Origin of the sequence: Amycolatopsis sp. ATCC 39116 (assembly GCF_000231075.2) — a bacterium.
In the GTDB taxonomy this organism is placed as follows: domain Bacteria; phylum Actinomycetota; class Actinomycetes; order Mycobacteriales; family Pseudonocardiaceae; genus Amycolatopsis_E; species Amycolatopsis_E tucumanensis.
This window is the reverse complement of the sequence record NZ_AFWY03000039.1, coordinates 24,942-40,181: the sequence shown is the minus strand read 5'-3', so window position 1 is coordinate 40,181 and position 15,240 is coordinate 24,942. Positions and strand designations below refer to the sequence as shown.

Genomic DNA, 15,240 nt, shown 5'->3' with positions numbered 1-15,240 from the left:
GTCACACGTCGCCGGGGTCCGAAGTGCCCCAGGCGAGCGCGAGGGTGAGGCGGCGGCGGTTGTCCGGATCGTCCAGGCTCTCGCCGAACAGCTCACGCAACTGGGCCATCCGGTAGCGCACCGTTTGCGGGTGTATGTGCAGTTCCTCCGCCATGGCGCGGCGGTCGCCGAGGTGCCGCAGCCAGCAGGCGAGCGTCTCGCACAACCGCTTGCGCGTCACCGGCCCGAGGTGCGCCAGCGGAGCGAGACACTGGTGGCGCATCGCGTCGAAGAGCTTCGCGTCGCGGTGCACGATGATCGAGTCCAGGTGCTCGTCCACGAACACCGGATCGTCCTCCAGCACGTGCGTGCGGCGCAGCTGCGCGGCCAGCTCGGCGACGTGCATGCTGGCCGGCAGGCGTTCCAGCGGCACGGCGTGCCCGACCACCGCGCCCGCGCCGCGCAACGCCGACGCCAGCCGCTCCCGCCGCTGCGGTCCGTCCGGATCGGGCACGATGGCGCAGACCAGCCGCTGCCGCCGGACGTGCAGCGACGAGTTCCCGAGCCGCCCCAGCAGAGCGCTGCCGACCGGATTGTCCGGCTCCACCAGGACGACCGCCGCCTGCCGCGGCAGCGGCCAGTCCACCCTGGCCGCGGCGGCGCGGATCGCGGCGGAATCGGATCGGTCGGACAGCAGCATGTCCGCCAGCTCGTCGCGCAACCGCTCCCGCATCGCGGCGGATTCGGACTGCTCCAGCACGTAACCGCGCGCCGACGCCGAGGACAGCTGGTCCACGAAGATGAACACCGCCTCGGCCAGCGAGGCGAACATGTCGGAGGGGACACCGACCTCGAGCGCGACCTCGGCGACGTGGTGCCACGCCACCCGCGCGCCGATCTGGTAGGCCGACAGCAGGCTCGTCAGATCGCGGCCCTGCTGCCACTGCGCCCGCCCGATCTCCTCGAACAGCGGCTGCTCGCCGAACCGGTCCGCGCCGTGGTCGGTGATGCCGGACAGCTCCGCGATGTCCCATTTGGCCATCCGCAGCAGCCGCTGCAGGAACATGTTGGCGGAGACCAGGACCTCGTCCCGTTCGGTGACGATGAACTCCGCGTAGTCCGGCCAGTGCTCGTTCAGCAGCCGCGCCACGTCGTCCAGCATGCGCGGCAACCGTTCCGAGGTCGCCTTCGCCAGATCCGCCAGCGTGCCGTCGCTGGTCTCCGTTCGTCTGCCCGCCATGTCGTGGACCCCCACTCGCCTGCCCGCGTGCCGTCCATCGTCCGGGTCAATACTGTCAGCTCGTGACAACCGTGGCTTCTCCATTTTTGTTTCCGGAGCGAAGAATCGAACGCGGCCGCGGAGTGATTATGAGGCGATGGCTCCCGCACCCCCTGGTCCCGGCACGGTCGGCGACCGCGTGCTGCGTGAAAAGGAGCGGGCCGAGAACTTTCCGGTAGCACTGCGGATACTTCCCCGTGACCTGCGCGCGGACCTGGTGGCGGTGTACGACGTCGCCCGGGTCATCGACGATCTGGGTGATGAGTCAGCAATCGAGGACCGCACGCCCGGGTTATTGCGATTCCAGCGCGATCTGGAACGCGCCTTTCGGGGGGATCAACCACACGAACGGGTATTGCGTGATCTTCTTCCCGCGATTCACCGGCGGGATCTGGAACTCGACCCGTTCAATCGCCTCGTGCGGGCGAACCTCCAGGACCAGCGAGTCGCGTCCTACGCCACGCAGGCCGAACTGGAGGACTACTGCGTGCTCTCCGCCGATCCGGTCGGGCGGATCGTGCTGCGCGTCTTCGGCGTGCGCGACCCGGTCGCCGAGCGCCTGTCCGACCGGGTGTGCACCGCGCTCCAGCTGATCGAGCACTGCCAGGACGTGGCCGAGGACCGCCGCAACGGGCGGGTCTACCTGCCGCGAACCGGCCTGGCCGCGTTCGGCGCCACCGAGGCCGACCTGGACGCCACCACGACGAGCCGCCCGGTGCGGCTGGCCGTCGCCGCCCAGACCGCCCGCGCGCTCGACCTCCTCACCGAGGGCGCGGCGCTGCTGGACCGCCTGCACGGCTGGGCGCGGCTCGCCGTGGCCGGCTACATCGCCGGGGGACTGGCCACCCTCGACGCGCTGCGCCGCGCCCGCTGGGACGTCCTGGCAGGCACCCCGCGCCCGCGCAAGACCGACGTCCTGGCGCACCTGACCGCCCTGCTGGTGCGCCCGTCCGCCCATGTCCGACGGATCCGGGAAGGTGGTCGGCTCACATGACGACACCCACGATCGACCAGGCCTACGCCACCTGCGAGGACATCACCAGGACGGAGGCCCGCAACTTCTACTGGGGCATCCGGCTGCTCACCCGTCAGCGCCGCTCGGCGCTGTGCGCGGTGTACGCGCTGGCGCGGCGCGTCGACGACATCGGCGACGGCGACCTGCCGGTCGAGGAGAAGGCCGCGCAGCTGGAGATCGTGCGCAAGGAGCTGGCCGCGCTGGACCGCAGCACCGACCCGGTGATGGTCGCGGTCGCCGACGCCGCACACCGCTACCCGGTGCCGCTGGAGGCGTTCGAGGAGCTGCTCGACGGCGTGTGGATGGACATCGAGGGCCGCCGCTACGGCACCTTCGACGAGCTGACCGAGTACTGCCGGTGCGTGGCCGGGTCGATCGGGCGGCTGTGCCTGGGCGTGTTCGGGCACAAACCGCACCCGCAGGCCGCCCGCTACGCCGACGCGCTCGGAATCGCCCTGCAGCAGACGAACATCCTGCGCGACATCCGCGAAGACCTCCTGGGCGGCCGGATCTACCTGCCGAAGGAGGACCTCGACGCGTTCGGGGTCGAGCTGCGGGTCACCGACGGCGCGCTGGCCGACCCGGACGGCGGCCTGGCGAACCTCATCCGGCACAGCGCGGCCCGCGCCCGCGAGTGGTACGCCGACGGCATGCGGCTGGGCCCGCTGCTGGATCGCCGCAGCGGCGCGTGCTGCCTGGCGATGGCCGGCATCTACCGGCAGCTGCTGGAACGGATCGCCGACGACCCCGCCGCGGTGTACGACAAGCGTCTTTCCTTGTCCGGCAGGGAAAAGCTGGGCGTGGCGGTCCGCGCGCTGGGCGGGCGGGCGGCATGAGGCAGCGGGTCGCGGTCGTCGGTGGCGGTCTCGCCGGGATCACCGCGGCCCTGCGCTGCGCCGACGCCGGGCACGAGGTGACGCTGCTGGAGTCCCGCGGCCTGCTGGGCGGCCTGACGCACTCGTTCACCCGCGGCGGCCTGCACGTCGACAACGGGCAGCACGTGTTCCTCCGCTGCTGCACCGCGTACGTGAATCTCTTGCGGCGGCTCGGGGTGATGGACCGCGTGCACCTGCAGCCACGGCTGGAGATCCCGGTGCGCTCGCCGCGGCTGCGCCGTCCGGTGTGGCTGCGCCGCAACCCGTTGCCCGCGCCGCTGCACCTCGCGGACTCGGTGCTGCGCTACACCCCGCTCGGCCTCGGCGACCGGATGCGCTTCGCCGGCGCCGCGCTCGCGCTGAAGTCGGTCGACCCGGCCGCGCCCAGCTCCGACCGCCGCACGTTCGGCGAATGGCTGTCCGCGCACGGGCAGAGCCGTGAGGCGATCACCAAACTCTGGGACCTGGTGGGCATCGCGACGCTGAACGCCCCCGCGGAGCGGGCGTCGCTCGGCCTGGCCGCGACCGTCTTCCAGGTGGGCCTGCTGACCGACGCGGACGCGGCCGACATCGGCTGGGCCACCGTCCCGCTGCGGCGGCTGCACGGCGAGCCCGCGCTGGCCCGGCTGACCGAGGCGGGCGCCACCGTCCGGCTCAACGCCAAGGTGACCGGGCTGTCCCGTGCGGACGGCTCCTGGCGGATCGGGGCCGACGAGCCGGTCGAGGCCGACCAGGTCGTGCTGGCCGTGCCGCCCCCGGTCGCGGCGAAACTGCTGCCCGCGGGCGCGGTCCGGCTGCCCGCGGACTTCGCCGACGCGCTGGGCAGCTCGCCGATCGTCAACGCGCACGTCGTCCTCGACCGCCCGGTCACGGACGAGCCGTTCTTCGCCGTCGTCGACTCGCCGCTGCAGTGGGTGTTCGACCGCACCGCCTCCGCCGGCCTCGACCGCGGCCAGTACCTGGCGATCTCGCTGTCCGCGGCCGAGGAGGAGATCGACCTGCCGGTGCGGGCGCTGCGGGAACGCTTGCTGCCCGCGTTGCGCGAGGTGCTGCCCGCCGCACGCGACGCGGAGGTGCTCGACTTCTTCGTGACACGAGAACGGCACGCCACGTTCCGTCCCGCGCCGGGCAGCGCGGGGCTGCGCCCACAGGCCCGCACCCGCGCCCCGGGGCTGGTCCTGGCCGGCGCGTGGACCGCCACCGGGTGGCCGGCGACCATGGAGGGCGCCGTGCGCAGCGGTGAGGCGGCCGCCCAAGCCGTGCTCGGGACCCCCGCGGGGGCGCCGGGCCGATCGGAAGGGATACCCGCATGACCGCTGTACTCGATTCCCTGCAGCAGGGCAGGCAGGCCGTCCTGCCCGCGATGCGGGCCGCCGTCGACCGGCTCGACCCGGCCAGCCGCGCCATCGCCTACTACCACCTCGGCTGGACCGACCTGGACGGCAACCCGACCTCCGGCGGCGGCAAGGCCGTGCGTCCCGCGCTGGCGCTGCTGTCGGCCGAGGCCGCGGGCGCGCCACCGGCCACCGGGCTGCCCGGCGCGGTCGCGGTGGAGCTGGTGCACAACTTCTCGCTGTTGCACGACGACCTGATGGATGGCGACACCGAGCGGCGGCACCGGCCGACCGTGTGGGCGGTGCGCGGCGCGGCCAGCGCCATCCTCACCGGCGACGCGATGCTCGCCCTGGCCAACGAGGTCCTGCTGGACGCCGAGGGACCGGGCGCGGTCGCCGCGGCGCGCCTGCTGTCCGAGGCGGTCGGCGAGCTGATCCGCGGCCAGGTCCTCGACGTGGCCTTCGAGCAGCGCGACGACGTCACCCTCGACGAGTGCCTGGACATGGCGGGCGGCAAGACCGGCGCGCTGCTGTCGGCCAGCTCCGCGATCGGTGCCGTGCTCGCCTGCGCGCCCGCCCGCACGGTCGAGGCGCTCGCCGGGTTCGGCGCCGACCTGGGCCTGGCCTTCCAGCTGGTCGACGACGTGCTCGGAATCTGGGGCGAGCCGTCGGTCACCGGCAAGCCGGTGCACTCCGACCTGCGGGCCCGCAAGAAGAGCCTGCCGGTCACCTACGCCGTCACCCACGGCGGCGCGCCCGGCCGGGAGCTGGCCGCGTGGCTGACCGGCGGCGACGTCGCCGACGACGCGGCCGTGCGCCGCGCCGCCGACCTGGTCGACCTGGCCGGCGGGCGGGCGTGGGCGCTGGAGGAAGCCCACCGCCGGATGGCGGCGGGACGGCAGAAGCTCGAGGACGCCGAGGTCCCGGGACGGGTGCGCGAGGAGCTGCTGGCCCTCGCGCGGTTCATCGTGACCAGGGAGGCCTGAATGACGCAGACCGCGGACCCGGCGGCCAGATCCGCCGCAGGCGCCGCCGAGACGCTGGACCGTGCGGTCGCCCACCTCAAGGGGCTGCAACGCGACGGCGGCTGGTGGAAGGGCGAGCTGCAGACCAACGTCACCATGGACGCCGAGGACCTGCTGATGCGGGAGTTCCTCGGCATCCGCACCGCGCGCGAGACCGAGGAGGCCGCGCGCTGGATCCGCTCGCAGCAGCGCGCGGACGGCACCTGGGCCACCTTCCACGGCGGCCCCGGCGACCTGTCGACCACGCTGGAGGCGTGGGTCGCGCTGCGGCTGGCCGGGGACTCGCCGGACGAGCCGCACATGCGGCGGGCGGCGGAGTTCGTCCGCGCGGGCGGCGGGGTCGAGGCCAGCCGCGTGTTCACCCGGATCTGGCTGGCGCTGTTCGGGCTGTGGTCGTGGGACGACCTGCCGAACATGCCGCCCGAGCTGGTGCTGCTGCCGTCCTGGGTGCCGCTCAACGTCTACGACTGGGGCTGCTGGGCGCGGCAGACCGTGGTGCCGCTGACCGTGGTCAGCACCCTGCGGCCGGTCCGCCCGCTGCCGTTCGGCATCGACGAGCTGCGCACCGGCGTGAAGCGCGGCGGCGGGCTCGTCGCGCCGTGGACCTGGTCCGGCGCCTTCCACTACCTCGACAAGGCCCTGCACCTCTACGCCAAGGTCGCGGTCAAGCCGGTGCGGGAGTTCGCGATGCGGCAGGCCGCGGAGTGGATCCTGGCCAGGCAGGAGGCCGACGGCGGGTGGGGCGGCATCCAGCCGCCGTGGGTGTACTCCCTGCTCGCGCTGCACCTGCTCGGCTACTCGCTGGACCACCCGGCGATGCGCGCGGGCCTGCAGGGGCTGGAGGGGTTCCTGATCCGCGAGGAGACGCCCGAGGGCACCGTGCGGCGGCTGGAGGCCTGCCAGTCGCCGGTGTGGGACACCGCGCTGGCGATCACCGCGCTGCTGGACGCGGGCGCGCCCGCCGACGACCCGCACGTGCTCAAGGCCGTCGACTGGATGCTCGGCGAGGAGATCACCGTGCGCGGCGACTGGGCCGTGCGGCGGCCCGACCTCGACCCGGGCGGCTGGGCGTTCGAGTTCGCCAACGACCTCTACCCGGACACCGACGACACCGCCGAGGTCGTGCTCGGCCTGCGCCGCGTCGCGCACCCGGACCGGGAGCGGCTGTCCGGGGCGCTGGACCGCGCCGTGGCGTGGGTGACCGGCATGCAGTCCCGCGACGGCGGCTGGGGCGCGTTCGACGCCGACAACACTCAGGAACTGACCACCAAGCTGCCGTTCTGCGACTTCGGCGCGGTGATCGACCCGCCGTCCGCGGACGTCACCGCGCACGTGGTCGAGATGCTGGCCAAGGAGGGCAGGGCAAGCAGCCGGGAGTGCCGCCGCGGCGTGAAGTGGCTGCTGGACCACCAGGAACCCGACGGGTCGTGGTTCGGCCGCTGGGGCGCCAACTACGTGTACGGCACCGGCGCCGTCGTGCCCGCACTCGTCGAGGCCGGGGTGCCGGCGTCGGCCACCGCGATCCGGCGGGCGGTGCGGTGGCTGGCCGAGCACCAGAACGCCGACGGCGGGTGGGGCGAGGACCTGCGGTCCTACCGCGACCCGTCGTGGGCCGGGCGCGGCGACTCGACCGCGTCGCAGACCGCGTGGGCGCTGCTGGCGCTGCTTGCGGCGGGGGAGCGGGACTCGGAGGTGACCGCGCGCGGCGTGCGGTGGCTGGCGCAGACCCAGCGCGCCGACGGCACCTGGGACGAGCCGCAGTTCACCGGCACCGGCTTCCCCGGCGACTTCTACATCAACTACCACCTGTACCGGCTGGTGTTCCCGGTGACCGCGCTCGGCCGGTACCTGGAACGGTCATGACCGGCGTCGTGGTCGCGCCGATGCGCGTCGAGGCCTCCGCGCTGCGGACGCCGGGCCTGGTGGTGCTGCGCGGCGGGATGGGCCCGCGCCGCGCGGCGGAATCGGCGCAGCGGCTGGCCGAGGCCGGACGGCCGGTTCTGGTCGCCGGGGTCGGCGGGGCGCTCGTGCCGGAGGTGCGGCCGGGCGACCTGGTGGTGGCGACCGAGATCGACGGCCCGGACGGGCGGGTGCCGCTGCACTCGGCGCCGGTGCTCGCCGCGGCGCTGCGGCGGCTCGGGCTGACCGTCCACCTCGGACCGATCGCGTCCGCGCCCTCCGTCGTGGACGGTGCGGAACGGGCCAGGTACGCGCGAAACGGCGCGCTGGCTGTCGACATGGAGTCCGCGGAGTTCGCGTCGCTGCCCGGTCCGGTCGCGGTCGTGCGGGCCATTGTGGACACTCCGGATCAGCCGCTGTGGCGGCCGGGCACGGTGCTGCGTGGCCTGAGCGGCCTGCGGTCGCTGCGGGCGGCGGTCCCGGCGCTGCGCGAGTGGTGCGAGGCGGCGGGGGAGGGCGAACTGCTGCTCGCCAGCCCGCGCTCGTTCTGCGCCGGCGTCGAGCGCGCCATCGAGATCGTCGAGCGGGCGCTGGAGAGGTACGGCGCGCCGGTCTACGTGCGCCGCCAGGTGGTGCACAACGCGCACGTGGTGCGGCGGCTGGAGGCGCTGGGCGCGGTGTTCGTGCAGGAGGTCGAAGAGGTGCCGCGCGGCGCGACGACGGTGCTGGCCGCGCACGGCGTCGCCCCGGCCGTGCGGGCCGCGGCGCAGGCACGGGACCTGCGCGTGATCGACGCGACCTGCCCGCTGGTCATGAAGGTGCACACCGAGGTCAAGCGCTACACCGGGCGCGGCGACACGGTGTTCCTCATCGGGCACGCCGACCACGAGGAGGTCGAGGGCACGGTCGGGGAGGCGCCGGAGCGGATCGTGGTGGTCGAGGACGCCGAAGCGGCCGCGCACGTGCGGGCGCCCGAGGGCGGCGTGGCCTACGCGATGCAGACCACGCTGGCCGTGGACGAGGCCGACGAGATCGCCTCGGTGCTGCGCTCGCGGTTCCCCGGGATCGAGGGCCCGCGACGCGACGACATCTGTTACGCCACCACCAACCGCCAGCGCGCGGTGACGGCGGTGGCCGAGGAGGCGGACCTCGTTCTCGTGGTCGGCTCGGCGAACTCGTCCAACTCGGTGCGCCTGGTGGAAGTGGCGCGGCGGCGGGGGACCAGGGCCAGGCTCGTCGACGACGTGTCCGAAGTGGACCTGCGCTGGCTGGCCGGGGTGAAGCGGATCGGGATCACCGCGGGCGCCTCGGCCCCACCGGACCTGGTGGCGGAGCTGGTGCGGTGCCTTCGCGGGCTGGGCAGGTCGACGGTGACCGAGCGCGCGGAGGCCGATGAAGACGTGGTTTTCACACTACCCCGGGAGGTGAGCTAGACCATGGGCATGCCACTACGCCAGTCGATCCGGCTGGGTGCGTTCCTGGCCAAGCAGAAGCTGCTGCGCAAGGAGAAGTTTGCGATCCTGGTCGAGCTGGAACCGTTGTTCGCGTGCAACCTCAAGTGCGGTGGCTGCGGGAAGATCCAGCAGCCCGCGCACCTGCTGAAGCAGCGGATGCCGGTGCAGCAGGCCGTGGGCGCCGTGGAGGAGAGCGGCGCGCCGATGGTGTCCATCGCCGGTGGTGAGCCGCTGATGCACCCGCAGATCCACGAGATCACGCGGATCCTGCTGGAGCGCAACAAGATCGTGTTCCTGTGCACGAACGCGCTGCTGCTGCCCAAGCACATCCACAAGTTCAAGCCGCACCGCAACTTCACCTGGATGGTCCACATCGACGGGCTCGAGGAGAAGCACGACGCGTCGGTGCGCAAGGAGGGCGGTTTCCAGGCCGCGGTCGACGCGATCCAGCTGGCGAAGTCCAAGGGCTTCAAGGTGATGACGAACACCACGTTCTTCAACACCGACACCCCGCAGGACGTCATCGACGTGCTGGACTACCTCAACGACGTGGTCAAGGTCGACAACATGCAGCTCTCGCCCGGGTACGCCTACGAGAAGGCCCCGGACCAGGAGCACTTCCTCGGGGTGCAGCAGACGCGGGAGCTGTTCTCCAAGGCCTTCGCCGACGGGCGCCGCAAGAAGTGGCGGCTCAACCACTCGCCCGTGTTCCTCGACTTCATCGAGGGCAAGCGGGACCTGGAGTGCACGCCGTGGGGGATCCCGTCGTACTCGCTGCTGGGGTGGCAGCGGCCGTGCTACCTGCTCGACGACGGCTACGCCAAGACCTGGCGGGAGCTGATCGAGGAGACGGAGTGGGACAAGTTCGGCCGCGGCAAGGACCCGAGGTGCGCGAACTGCATGGCGCACTGCGGCTACGAACCGACGGCCGTGATCGCGACGACGAGCAGCCTGAAGGAGACGATCCGCGCCGCCGTGAGCGTGTGAGCTGGTCCGGCCCCGCCTCCTCGTCCGGGGGCGGGGTCAGCTCTCGAAGAACTGGTGGTCCACGGCGATGCGCCCGTCCGCGGCGAGGGTCAGGATCTCCAGCCCCGCGCTGCGCGCCTGCCCGGTGTCGTCGGCGAGCTCCCAGTTGAACTTGACGGTGTCGCCGAGGCGGTCGGTGTTCCCGAGGGCTCTGAGCGTGACGCCGGCGGGCGCCAGGAAGTCCTCGTGGCCGCGGCGCACGCGCTGTTCGATGGCGGCGTGGCCGCGGGCCGCCAGGACCGCCTGGCCGAACCCGAGGGCGGTCGCCCGGTCCCGCATCTCCCGGGGTGGTTGCAGCAGGTGCACGCCGTCCTCGGACCACAGCAGCTCGATCAGCTTCCGGCGCGCGCTCGCGTCGGTTTCGTTCCACAGCGCGACATAGCGTTCGACAAGATCCATGGCGGAAGCTTCGCCGGGGCCGGGATTGCGGACAATTCCCGCGCGGGTATCAGCCGTGCGCCGCGGCCCACTCCGGGTAGCCGTCCTCCAGGCGCGCCGCCCGGCGGCCCGCCTCGGTGAGGAGCCGGACCGCCTCGTCCGCGTAGACGCAGTACGGGCCGCGGCAGTAGGCGACCACCTGGGCGCCGTCCGGGACCTCCGTCAGCCGCGCCCGCAGTTCGCCGATCGGGATCGACACCGCGCCCGGGATGTGGCCCGCCGCGAACTCCGGGGCGGGGCGCACGTCGAGCACCACCACGTCGCCGTCGCGGAGCCGCCGGTCCAGCTCGTCGCGCGTGATGGCGTCCAGGCCGGACCGGTCGCCGACGTAGTCCTCCGCGAGCCGGGCCAGGCCCTCGACGTGCTGCTCGGCCGCCGCGCGCATCGCCAGCCACAGCTGCGCCACCGCGGCGCCGGCCAGTGAGTAGAACACGCGCGTGCCCTCCCGGCGGGTCCGCACCAGGCCGGACCGCAGCAGCCGCTGCAGGTGCTGGGAGGTGTTGGCCACCGACTGGCCGATCTCGGCGGCGAGCTCGTCGACCGGCCGCTCACCCTGCACGAGCACGTCCACCAGCTCCGCGCGCCGCCCGCTGGCCAGCGCCTTCGCGGTCTCGGCCAGCGCGTCGTACAGCTCGGTCTTCGCCGCTCGGTCACCCACGCGACCAGCATATTCAAGAGAACTCTTGACAAGCAACCGGGCGCGGGTCTCTTATTCAAGAACTCACTTGAAAAGCGCGGAGGTGCGCGATGACCGCCGGCGTGGACACCCGGGCCCTGGAGACCCGGGTCAAGCGGATGTACGAACTGGTCGCGACGGAGCCGGGCGCGGGGTTCCACTTCGAGCTCGGACGCGAGGTCGCCGTCCGGGCGGGCTACGACCCCGCGGTGCTCGACGCGGGACCGGCGCCCGCGGTCGAGTCCTTCGCCGGGGTCGGCTACCTCTTCGACCTCGCCGCACTCGCCCCCGGCGAGACCGTGGTCGACCTCGGCAGCGGCTGGGGCATGGACGCCTTCTGCGCCGCCGCTCTCACCGGCCCGTCCGGTCACGTGATCGGCGTCGACTTCACCCCGGCCCAGCCGGCCAAGGCCCGCCGCCTCGCCGCCGAGTCGGGCGCCACGACACTGGAGTTCGTGGACGCGCACATCGAGCACCTCCCGCTGGCGGACGGCAGCGCCGACTGCGTGATCTCCAACGGTGTGATCAACCTGTGCCCGGACAAGGAAGCCGTCTTCGCCGAGGCCGCCCGGGTGGTGGGCAACGCCGCCGCCCCACGGGACCGCCATCGCGACGCCGGCGCGAGCTACGGCGTGCGCAGCGTTTCCGTGCTGGCCACCAAACCGCGGCGGTGACCGATCATGTCCACTGTAGACGTCATGCCCCTCGTGGACGAAGGGCTCGGCAACTCGGCCTACCTGGTCGACCTCGGTGACGGCCGGGCGCTGGTCGTCGACGTGAGCCTGGACCTGCGGGCCGCCCGGCGCGCGGCCGCGCGCCGTGGTCTGCGGCTCGCCTTCGCCGCCGACACGCACCTGCACGCCGACTTCGTCTCCGGCGCCCGGCAGCTCGCGGCCACCGACGGCGCCCGCGTCCTCGCCTCTGCCGCGGGGCACCGCGAGTTCACCCACGACGGCCTGCGCGACGGCGACGAAACCTACCTGGGCGGGCTGCGCCTGCGCGCCCTGTTCACCCCGGGCCACACCCACGAGCACCTGTCGTTCCTCCTGCTCGACGGCGCCGCCCCGGTCGGGGTGTTCACCGGCGGCTCCCTGATCGTCGGGGCCGCGGCCCGCACCGACCTGGTCGACCCGGCCCGCACCGACGAGCTGGCCCGCCGCCAGTACGCCTCCCTGCGGCGGCTGGCGACCCTGCCCGACGAGGTCGCGGTGTGGCCCACCCACGGCGCCGGCTCGTTCTGCTCCGCACCGCCCGGCGCGCGGCGCACCAGCACCATCGGCGCAGAGAAGGCGAGCAACTCCTTGCTGCGCGCGGAAAACGAGGACGCCTTCGTCGCCGCGCTGCGGGGATCGCTGGGCAGCTTCCCGTCCTACTTCCGGGAACTGGCCGACACCAACCGCCGCGGCGTGGTCCTGCCCGGTGATCCGGTCCTGCCCGGCCTCGACGTGGACCGGGTGCGCGCGCTGGCCGCCGACGGCGCGGTGGTGGTCGACGCGCGTCCCGCCGCCGACTTCGCCGCCGGGCACGTGCCGGGTGCGCTGTCGATCCCGCTGCGCCCGGCGTTCGCGTCCTGGCTCGGCTGGCTCGTGCCCTCCGACCGTCCGATCGTCGTCGTGCGCGGCGGCGACCAGGACCCGGCCGAAATCGCCTGGCAGGCGGTCAAGATCGGCCGCACCGACCTGGCAGGCGAGCTCGACGGCGGGCTCGCCGCGTGGACCGCCGCCGGGCAGCCGGTGCGGCGCACGCGGGTCGTCACGGCCGACGGGGTCGGCGGGCGGCCGGTGCTCGACGTGCGCCAGGACGCCGAGTTCGCCGCCGGTCACCTGCCCGGCGCCCGGCACCGCGAGCTGGGCCGCCTCGACGCGCGCGAGCTGCCGCGGGAACCGCTGGTGGTGATGTGCGGCCACGGCGAACGGGCGATGAGCGCCGCGAGCGTCCTCGAACAGGCCGGCCACCGGGACATCTCGGTGGTGCTGGCCGGCGGCCCCGCCGAATGGGCCCGCGCGACCGGGAACGCCCTGGTGACCGGCGCGTGACGGTCCGGCTGGGCCTGCGCGCCAACCTCGCCCAGTTCAGCCTCCTGGTCGCGGTCAACGCCCTGGTCGGCGGCGTGCTGGGCCAGGAACGGACCGTCCTCCCGCTGCTGGCGGGGCCGGTGTTCGGCCTGACCGGCTACACCGTCCTGCTCACCTACGTGCTCGCGTTCGGCCTCACCAAGGCCGCCGCCAACTACCTCGCCGGCACCCTGTCCGACCGCTACGGGCGCAAACCCGTGCTGCTCGCCGGGTGGCTGATCGCCGTGCCGGCGCCGGCGCTGCTCGCTCTCGCCCCGGACTGGGGCTGGATCGTCGCCGCCAACGTCCTGCTCGGTCTCAGCCAGGGGCTGACCTGGTCGACCACCGTGATCATGAAGATCGACCTCGCCGGCCCGCGGCGGCGCGGACTGGCGATGGGGCTCAACGAGGCCGCCGGGTACGGCGCGCTGGCGATCACCGCGGCCGCCACCGGCTACCTCGCCGCGCACTACGGCCTGCGCCCCGCCCCGTTCCTCCTCGGCGCGGCCTACGTCGCGCTCGGCCTCGGCCTGACCGCGGTGTTCGTGCGGGAGACGCGCGGCCACGCCCGCTTCGAATCCCGCGCCCACGCCGCCACCGGAGAACTGAGCGGCTGGGCCGTGTTCGCCCGCACCAGCGTGCGGGACCGCGCGTTGTCCGCGGCCAGCCAAGCCGGACTGGTGAACAACCTCAACGACGGCCTCGCGATGGGCCTGTTCCCGATCCTGTTCGTCACCGCGGGGCTGTCCGTGGCCGGCGCCGGCGTGCTCGCCGCGCTCTACCCCGCGGTCTGGGGCGCCGGGCAGCTCGTCACCGGCCCGTTGTCGGACCGCTGGGGCCGCAAGCACCTGATCACCGCGGGCATGCTGGTGCAGGCCGCCGCGCTCGGGCTGACCGCGCTCGCGACCGGTTTCGCGACCTGGGCGGTGGCGATGGTGCTGCTCGGCGCGGGCACCGCGATGGTCTACCCGACGCTGCTCGCGGTGGTCGGCGACGTCGCGCATCCCGCGTGGCGGGCCCGCGCCGTCGGTGTCTACCGGCTCTGGCGGGACAGCGGCTTCGCGGTGGGGGCGGTGGTGTCCGGGCTCGCCGCCGATCTGTGGGGCGTGCGGGCGGCGGTGGCGCTCGTCGCCGTGCTCACCGCCGCCTCCGGGATCGCGGTCGCGATCCGCATGCCCGAAACCCGCCCCGGTTGACTACGGGATCAGCAGCACCTTGCCCGTCGTGCGGCGGCCCTGCAGGTCCTCGTGCGCCTTCGCGGCGTCGGACAGCGCGTACTTGGCGCCCACGCGGACCTTCAGTGCGCCCGAGGTGACCGCCTCGAACAGCTCGCCCGTGCGCCACTCCAGCTCCTCGCGCGTGCGCACGTAGTGGGCCGACGTCGGGCGCGTCAGGTAGACCGAGCCCGCCGAGTTCAGCCGCTGCGGGTCGACCGGCGGGACCGGGCCGCTCGCCGCCCCGAACAGCACCAGGAAACCCCGCACCCGCAGGCTCGCCAGGCTTCCGTCGAAAGTGGACTTGCCGACCCCGTCGTACACCGCGGCCACACCCTCGCCGCCGGTCAGCTTCCGGACCTCCTCGGCGAAATCGACCTGGTCGTACCGGATCACCTCGTCCACGCCGGCTTCGCGGGCCAGCGCCGCCTTCTCCTCGGTCGACACCGTGCCGATCACCCGCGCGCCCCGCGCCTTCGCCAGCTGCGTCAGCAGCAGGCCGACGCCGCCCGCGGCCGCGTGCAGCAGGATCGTGTCGCCCTCCTGCACCTCGTACGTGGACCGCACCAGGTAGTGCGCGGTGATGCCCTGCAGCATCGTCGCCGCGGCGGTCTCCAGCGACACGCCCTCGGGCACCGCGACCGCCGCGCTCGCCGGGATCCGGGCCCGCTGCGCGTACCCGCCGAGCACGCCCTGCCACGCCACCCGGTCACCGGCCGAGAAGCCCGTCACGCCCTCGCCGACCGCGGCGACCGTCCCGGCGCCCTCCATGCCCAGCGTGACCGGCAGGTCGATCTTGTAGATCCCGCTCCGCTGGTAGGTGTCGATGTAGTTCACGCCCGCGGCGGCCACGTCGACCAGCAGCTCGCCCGGCCCGGGATCGCCGACCTCGACGTCACCGGCCTCCAGCACCTCGGGTCCGCCGGTCTGCCGAATCTGCACTGCCGTGGGCATCGCCTGTGTCCTCCTGAC

The 15,240-nt window shown here is 73.6% G+C and carries 14 protein-coding genes; 10 read left to right on the top strand and 4 right to left on the bottom strand.

What is annotated here, in order from left to right; translation table 11 throughout:
• Position 1: 1 nt before the first annotated feature.
• Positions 2-1,219, bottom strand: coding sequence for a CdaR family transcriptional regulator (locus AMY39116_RS0329860; protein ID WP_235716248.1), 1,218 nt, complete (start codon positions 1,217-1,219; stop codon positions 2-4).
• Between AMY39116_RS0329860 and hpnC the strand changes: the two genes are divergently transcribed.
• Genes hpnC through hpnH form a run of 7 tightly spaced genes read left to right on the top strand, consistent with a single transcriptional unit; the run spans position 1,140 to position 9,847 of the window.
• Positions 1,140-2,252 (top strand): squalene synthase HpnC, encoded by a 1,113-nt coding sequence (hpnC, locus tag AMY39116_RS45730; protein ID WP_369794360.1) that lies wholly within the window; start codon positions 1,140-1,142, stop codon positions 2,250-2,252. The two genes, AMY39116_RS0329860 and hpnC, sit on opposite strands and share 80 nt — an antisense overlap.
• Entirely contained in the window at positions 2,249-3,109 is an 861-nt protein-coding gene (hpnD, locus tag AMY39116_RS0329850) for a presqualene diphosphate synthase HpnD (RefSeq protein WP_020421279.1), read from the top strand. Before hpnC ends, hpnD begins: the two co-directional genes overlap by 4 nt.
• A complete protein-coding gene (hpnE, locus tag AMY39116_RS0329845; RefSeq protein WP_020421278.1) occupies positions 3,106-4,461 on the top strand; it encodes a hydroxysqualene dehydroxylase HpnE in 1,356 nt (451 codons plus the stop codon). Before hpnD ends, hpnE begins: the two co-directional genes overlap by 4 nt.
• The gene (locus AMY39116_RS0329840) at positions 4,458-5,468 is read left to right on the top strand and encodes a polyprenyl synthetase family protein (protein ID WP_020421277.1); all 1,011 of its coding nucleotides are present in this window, start codon (positions 4,458-4,460) and stop codon (positions 5,466-5,468) included. Before hpnE ends, AMY39116_RS0329840 begins: the two co-directional genes overlap by 4 nt.
• The gene (gene shc, locus AMY39116_RS0329835; protein ID WP_020421276.1) at positions 5,469-7,370 is read left to right on the top strand and encodes a squalene--hopene cyclase; all 1,902 of its coding nucleotides are present in this window, start codon (positions 5,469-5,471) and stop codon (positions 7,368-7,370) included.
• A complete protein-coding gene (ispH, locus tag AMY39116_RS0329830; protein WP_020421275.1) occupies positions 7,367-8,839 on the top strand; it encodes a 4-hydroxy-3-methylbut-2-enyl diphosphate reductase in 1,473 nt (490 codons plus the stop codon). The genes shc and ispH overlap by 4 nt, the downstream gene beginning before the upstream one ends.
• Positions 8,840-8,842: 3 nt before the next feature.
• Positions 8,843-9,847 (top strand): adenosyl-hopene transferase HpnH, encoded by a 1,005-nt coding sequence (hpnH, locus tag AMY39116_RS0329825; RefSeq protein WP_020421274.1) that lies wholly within the window; start codon positions 8,843-8,845, stop codon positions 9,845-9,847.
• A gap of 36 nt (positions 9,848-9,883) precedes the next feature.
• Here hpnH and AMY39116_RS0329820 read toward each other — a convergent pair whose 3' ends face one another.
• Together AMY39116_RS0329820 and AMY39116_RS0329815 are read right to left on the bottom strand one after the other, a co-directional pair.
• A complete protein-coding gene (locus AMY39116_RS0329820) occupies positions 9,884-10,285 on the bottom strand; it encodes a hypothetical protein (RefSeq protein ID WP_020421273.1) in 402 nt (133 codons plus the stop codon).
• A gap of 49 nt (positions 10,286-10,334) precedes the next feature.
• Positions 10,335-10,982 (bottom strand): metalloregulator ArsR/SmtB family transcription factor, encoded by a 648-nt coding sequence (locus tag AMY39116_RS0329815; protein ID WP_020421272.1) that lies wholly within the window; start codon positions 10,980-10,982, stop codon positions 10,335-10,337.
• A gap of 89 nt (positions 10,983-11,071) precedes the next feature.
• Between AMY39116_RS0329815 and AMY39116_RS0329810 the strand changes: the two genes are divergently transcribed.
• Genes AMY39116_RS0329810 through AMY39116_RS0329800 form a run of 3 tightly spaced genes read left to right on the top strand, consistent with a single transcriptional unit; the run spans position 11,072 to position 14,250 of the window.
• Positions 11,072-11,674, top strand: coding sequence for a methyltransferase domain-containing protein (locus AMY39116_RS0329810; RefSeq protein ID WP_020421271.1), 603 nt, complete (start codon positions 11,072-11,074; stop codon positions 11,672-11,674).
• A 6-nt stretch (positions 11,675-11,680) separates the two neighbouring features.
• On the top strand, positions 11,681-13,036 hold the full coding sequence (locus AMY39116_RS0329805) for an MBL fold metallo-hydrolase (RefSeq protein ID WP_027936333.1): 1,356 nt from the start codon (positions 11,681-11,683) through the stop codon (positions 13,034-13,036).
• Positions 12,994-14,250, top strand: a complete 1,257-nt coding sequence (locus AMY39116_RS0329800; RefSeq protein WP_020421269.1) for an MFS transporter — start codon at positions 12,994-12,996, stop codon at positions 14,248-14,250. Before AMY39116_RS0329805 ends, AMY39116_RS0329800 begins: the two co-directional genes overlap by 43 nt.
• Here AMY39116_RS0329800 and AMY39116_RS0329795 read toward each other — a convergent pair whose 3' ends face one another.
• Positions 14,251-15,222 carry a quinone oxidoreductase gene (locus AMY39116_RS0329795; protein ID WP_027936331.1) on the bottom strand — a complete coding sequence of 324 codons (972 nt, stop codon included), beginning with the start codon at positions 15,220-15,222 and terminating at the stop codon, positions 14,251-14,253.
• Positions 15,223-15,240 lie beyond the last annotated feature (18 nt).

What these genes read in the sequence shown, in the direction of transcription:
- AMY39116_RS0329795 (WP_027936331.1), bottom strand. Translation starts at nt 15,222, where the DNA reads ATGCCCACGGCAGTGCAGATTCGGCAGACCGGCGGACCCGAGGTGCTG.
- AMY39116_RS0329820 (WP_020421273.1), bottom strand. Translation starts at nt 10,285, where the DNA reads ATGGATCTTGTCGAACGCTATGTCGCGCTGTGGAACGAAACCGACGCG.
- shc (WP_020421276.1), top strand. Translation starts at nt 5,469, where the DNA reads ATGACGCAGACCGCGGACCCGGCGGCCAGATCCGCCGCAGGCGCCGCC.
- hpnC (WP_369794360.1), top strand. Translation starts at nt 1,140, where the DNA reads ATGCGCGGCAACCGTTCCGAGGTCGCCTTCGCCAGATCCGCCAGCGTG.
- AMY39116_RS0329860 (WP_235716248.1), bottom strand. Translation starts at nt 1,219, where the DNA reads ATGGCGGGCAGACGAACGGAGACCAGCGACGGCACGCTGGCGGATCTG.
- AMY39116_RS0329840 (WP_020421277.1), top strand. Translation starts at nt 4,458, where the DNA reads ATGACCGCTGTACTCGATTCCCTGCAGCAGGGCAGGCAGGCCGTCCTG.
- hpnE (WP_020421278.1), top strand. Translation starts at nt 3,106, where the DNA reads ATGAGGCAGCGGGTCGCGGTCGTCGGTGGCGGTCTCGCCGGGATCACC.
- AMY39116_RS0329805 (WP_027936333.1), top strand. Translation starts at nt 11,681, where the DNA reads ATGTCCACTGTAGACGTCATGCCCCTCGTGGACGAAGGGCTCGGCAAC.
- AMY39116_RS0329810 (WP_020421271.1), top strand. Translation starts at nt 11,072, where the DNA reads ATGACCGCCGGCGTGGACACCCGGGCCCTGGAGACCCGGGTCAAGCGG.
- AMY39116_RS0329800 (WP_020421269.1), top strand. Translation starts at nt 12,994, where the DNA reads ATGGGCCCGCGCGACCGGGAACGCCCTGGTGACCGGCGCGTGACGGTC.
- ispH (WP_020421275.1), top strand. Translation starts at nt 7,367, where the DNA reads ATGACCGGCGTCGTGGTCGCGCCGATGCGCGTCGAGGCCTCCGCGCTG.
- hpnH (WP_020421274.1), top strand. Translation starts at nt 8,843, where the DNA reads ATGGGCATGCCACTACGCCAGTCGATCCGGCTGGGTGCGTTCCTGGCC.
- hpnD (WP_020421279.1), top strand. Translation starts at nt 2,249, where the DNA reads ATGACGACACCCACGATCGACCAGGCCTACGCCACCTGCGAGGACATC.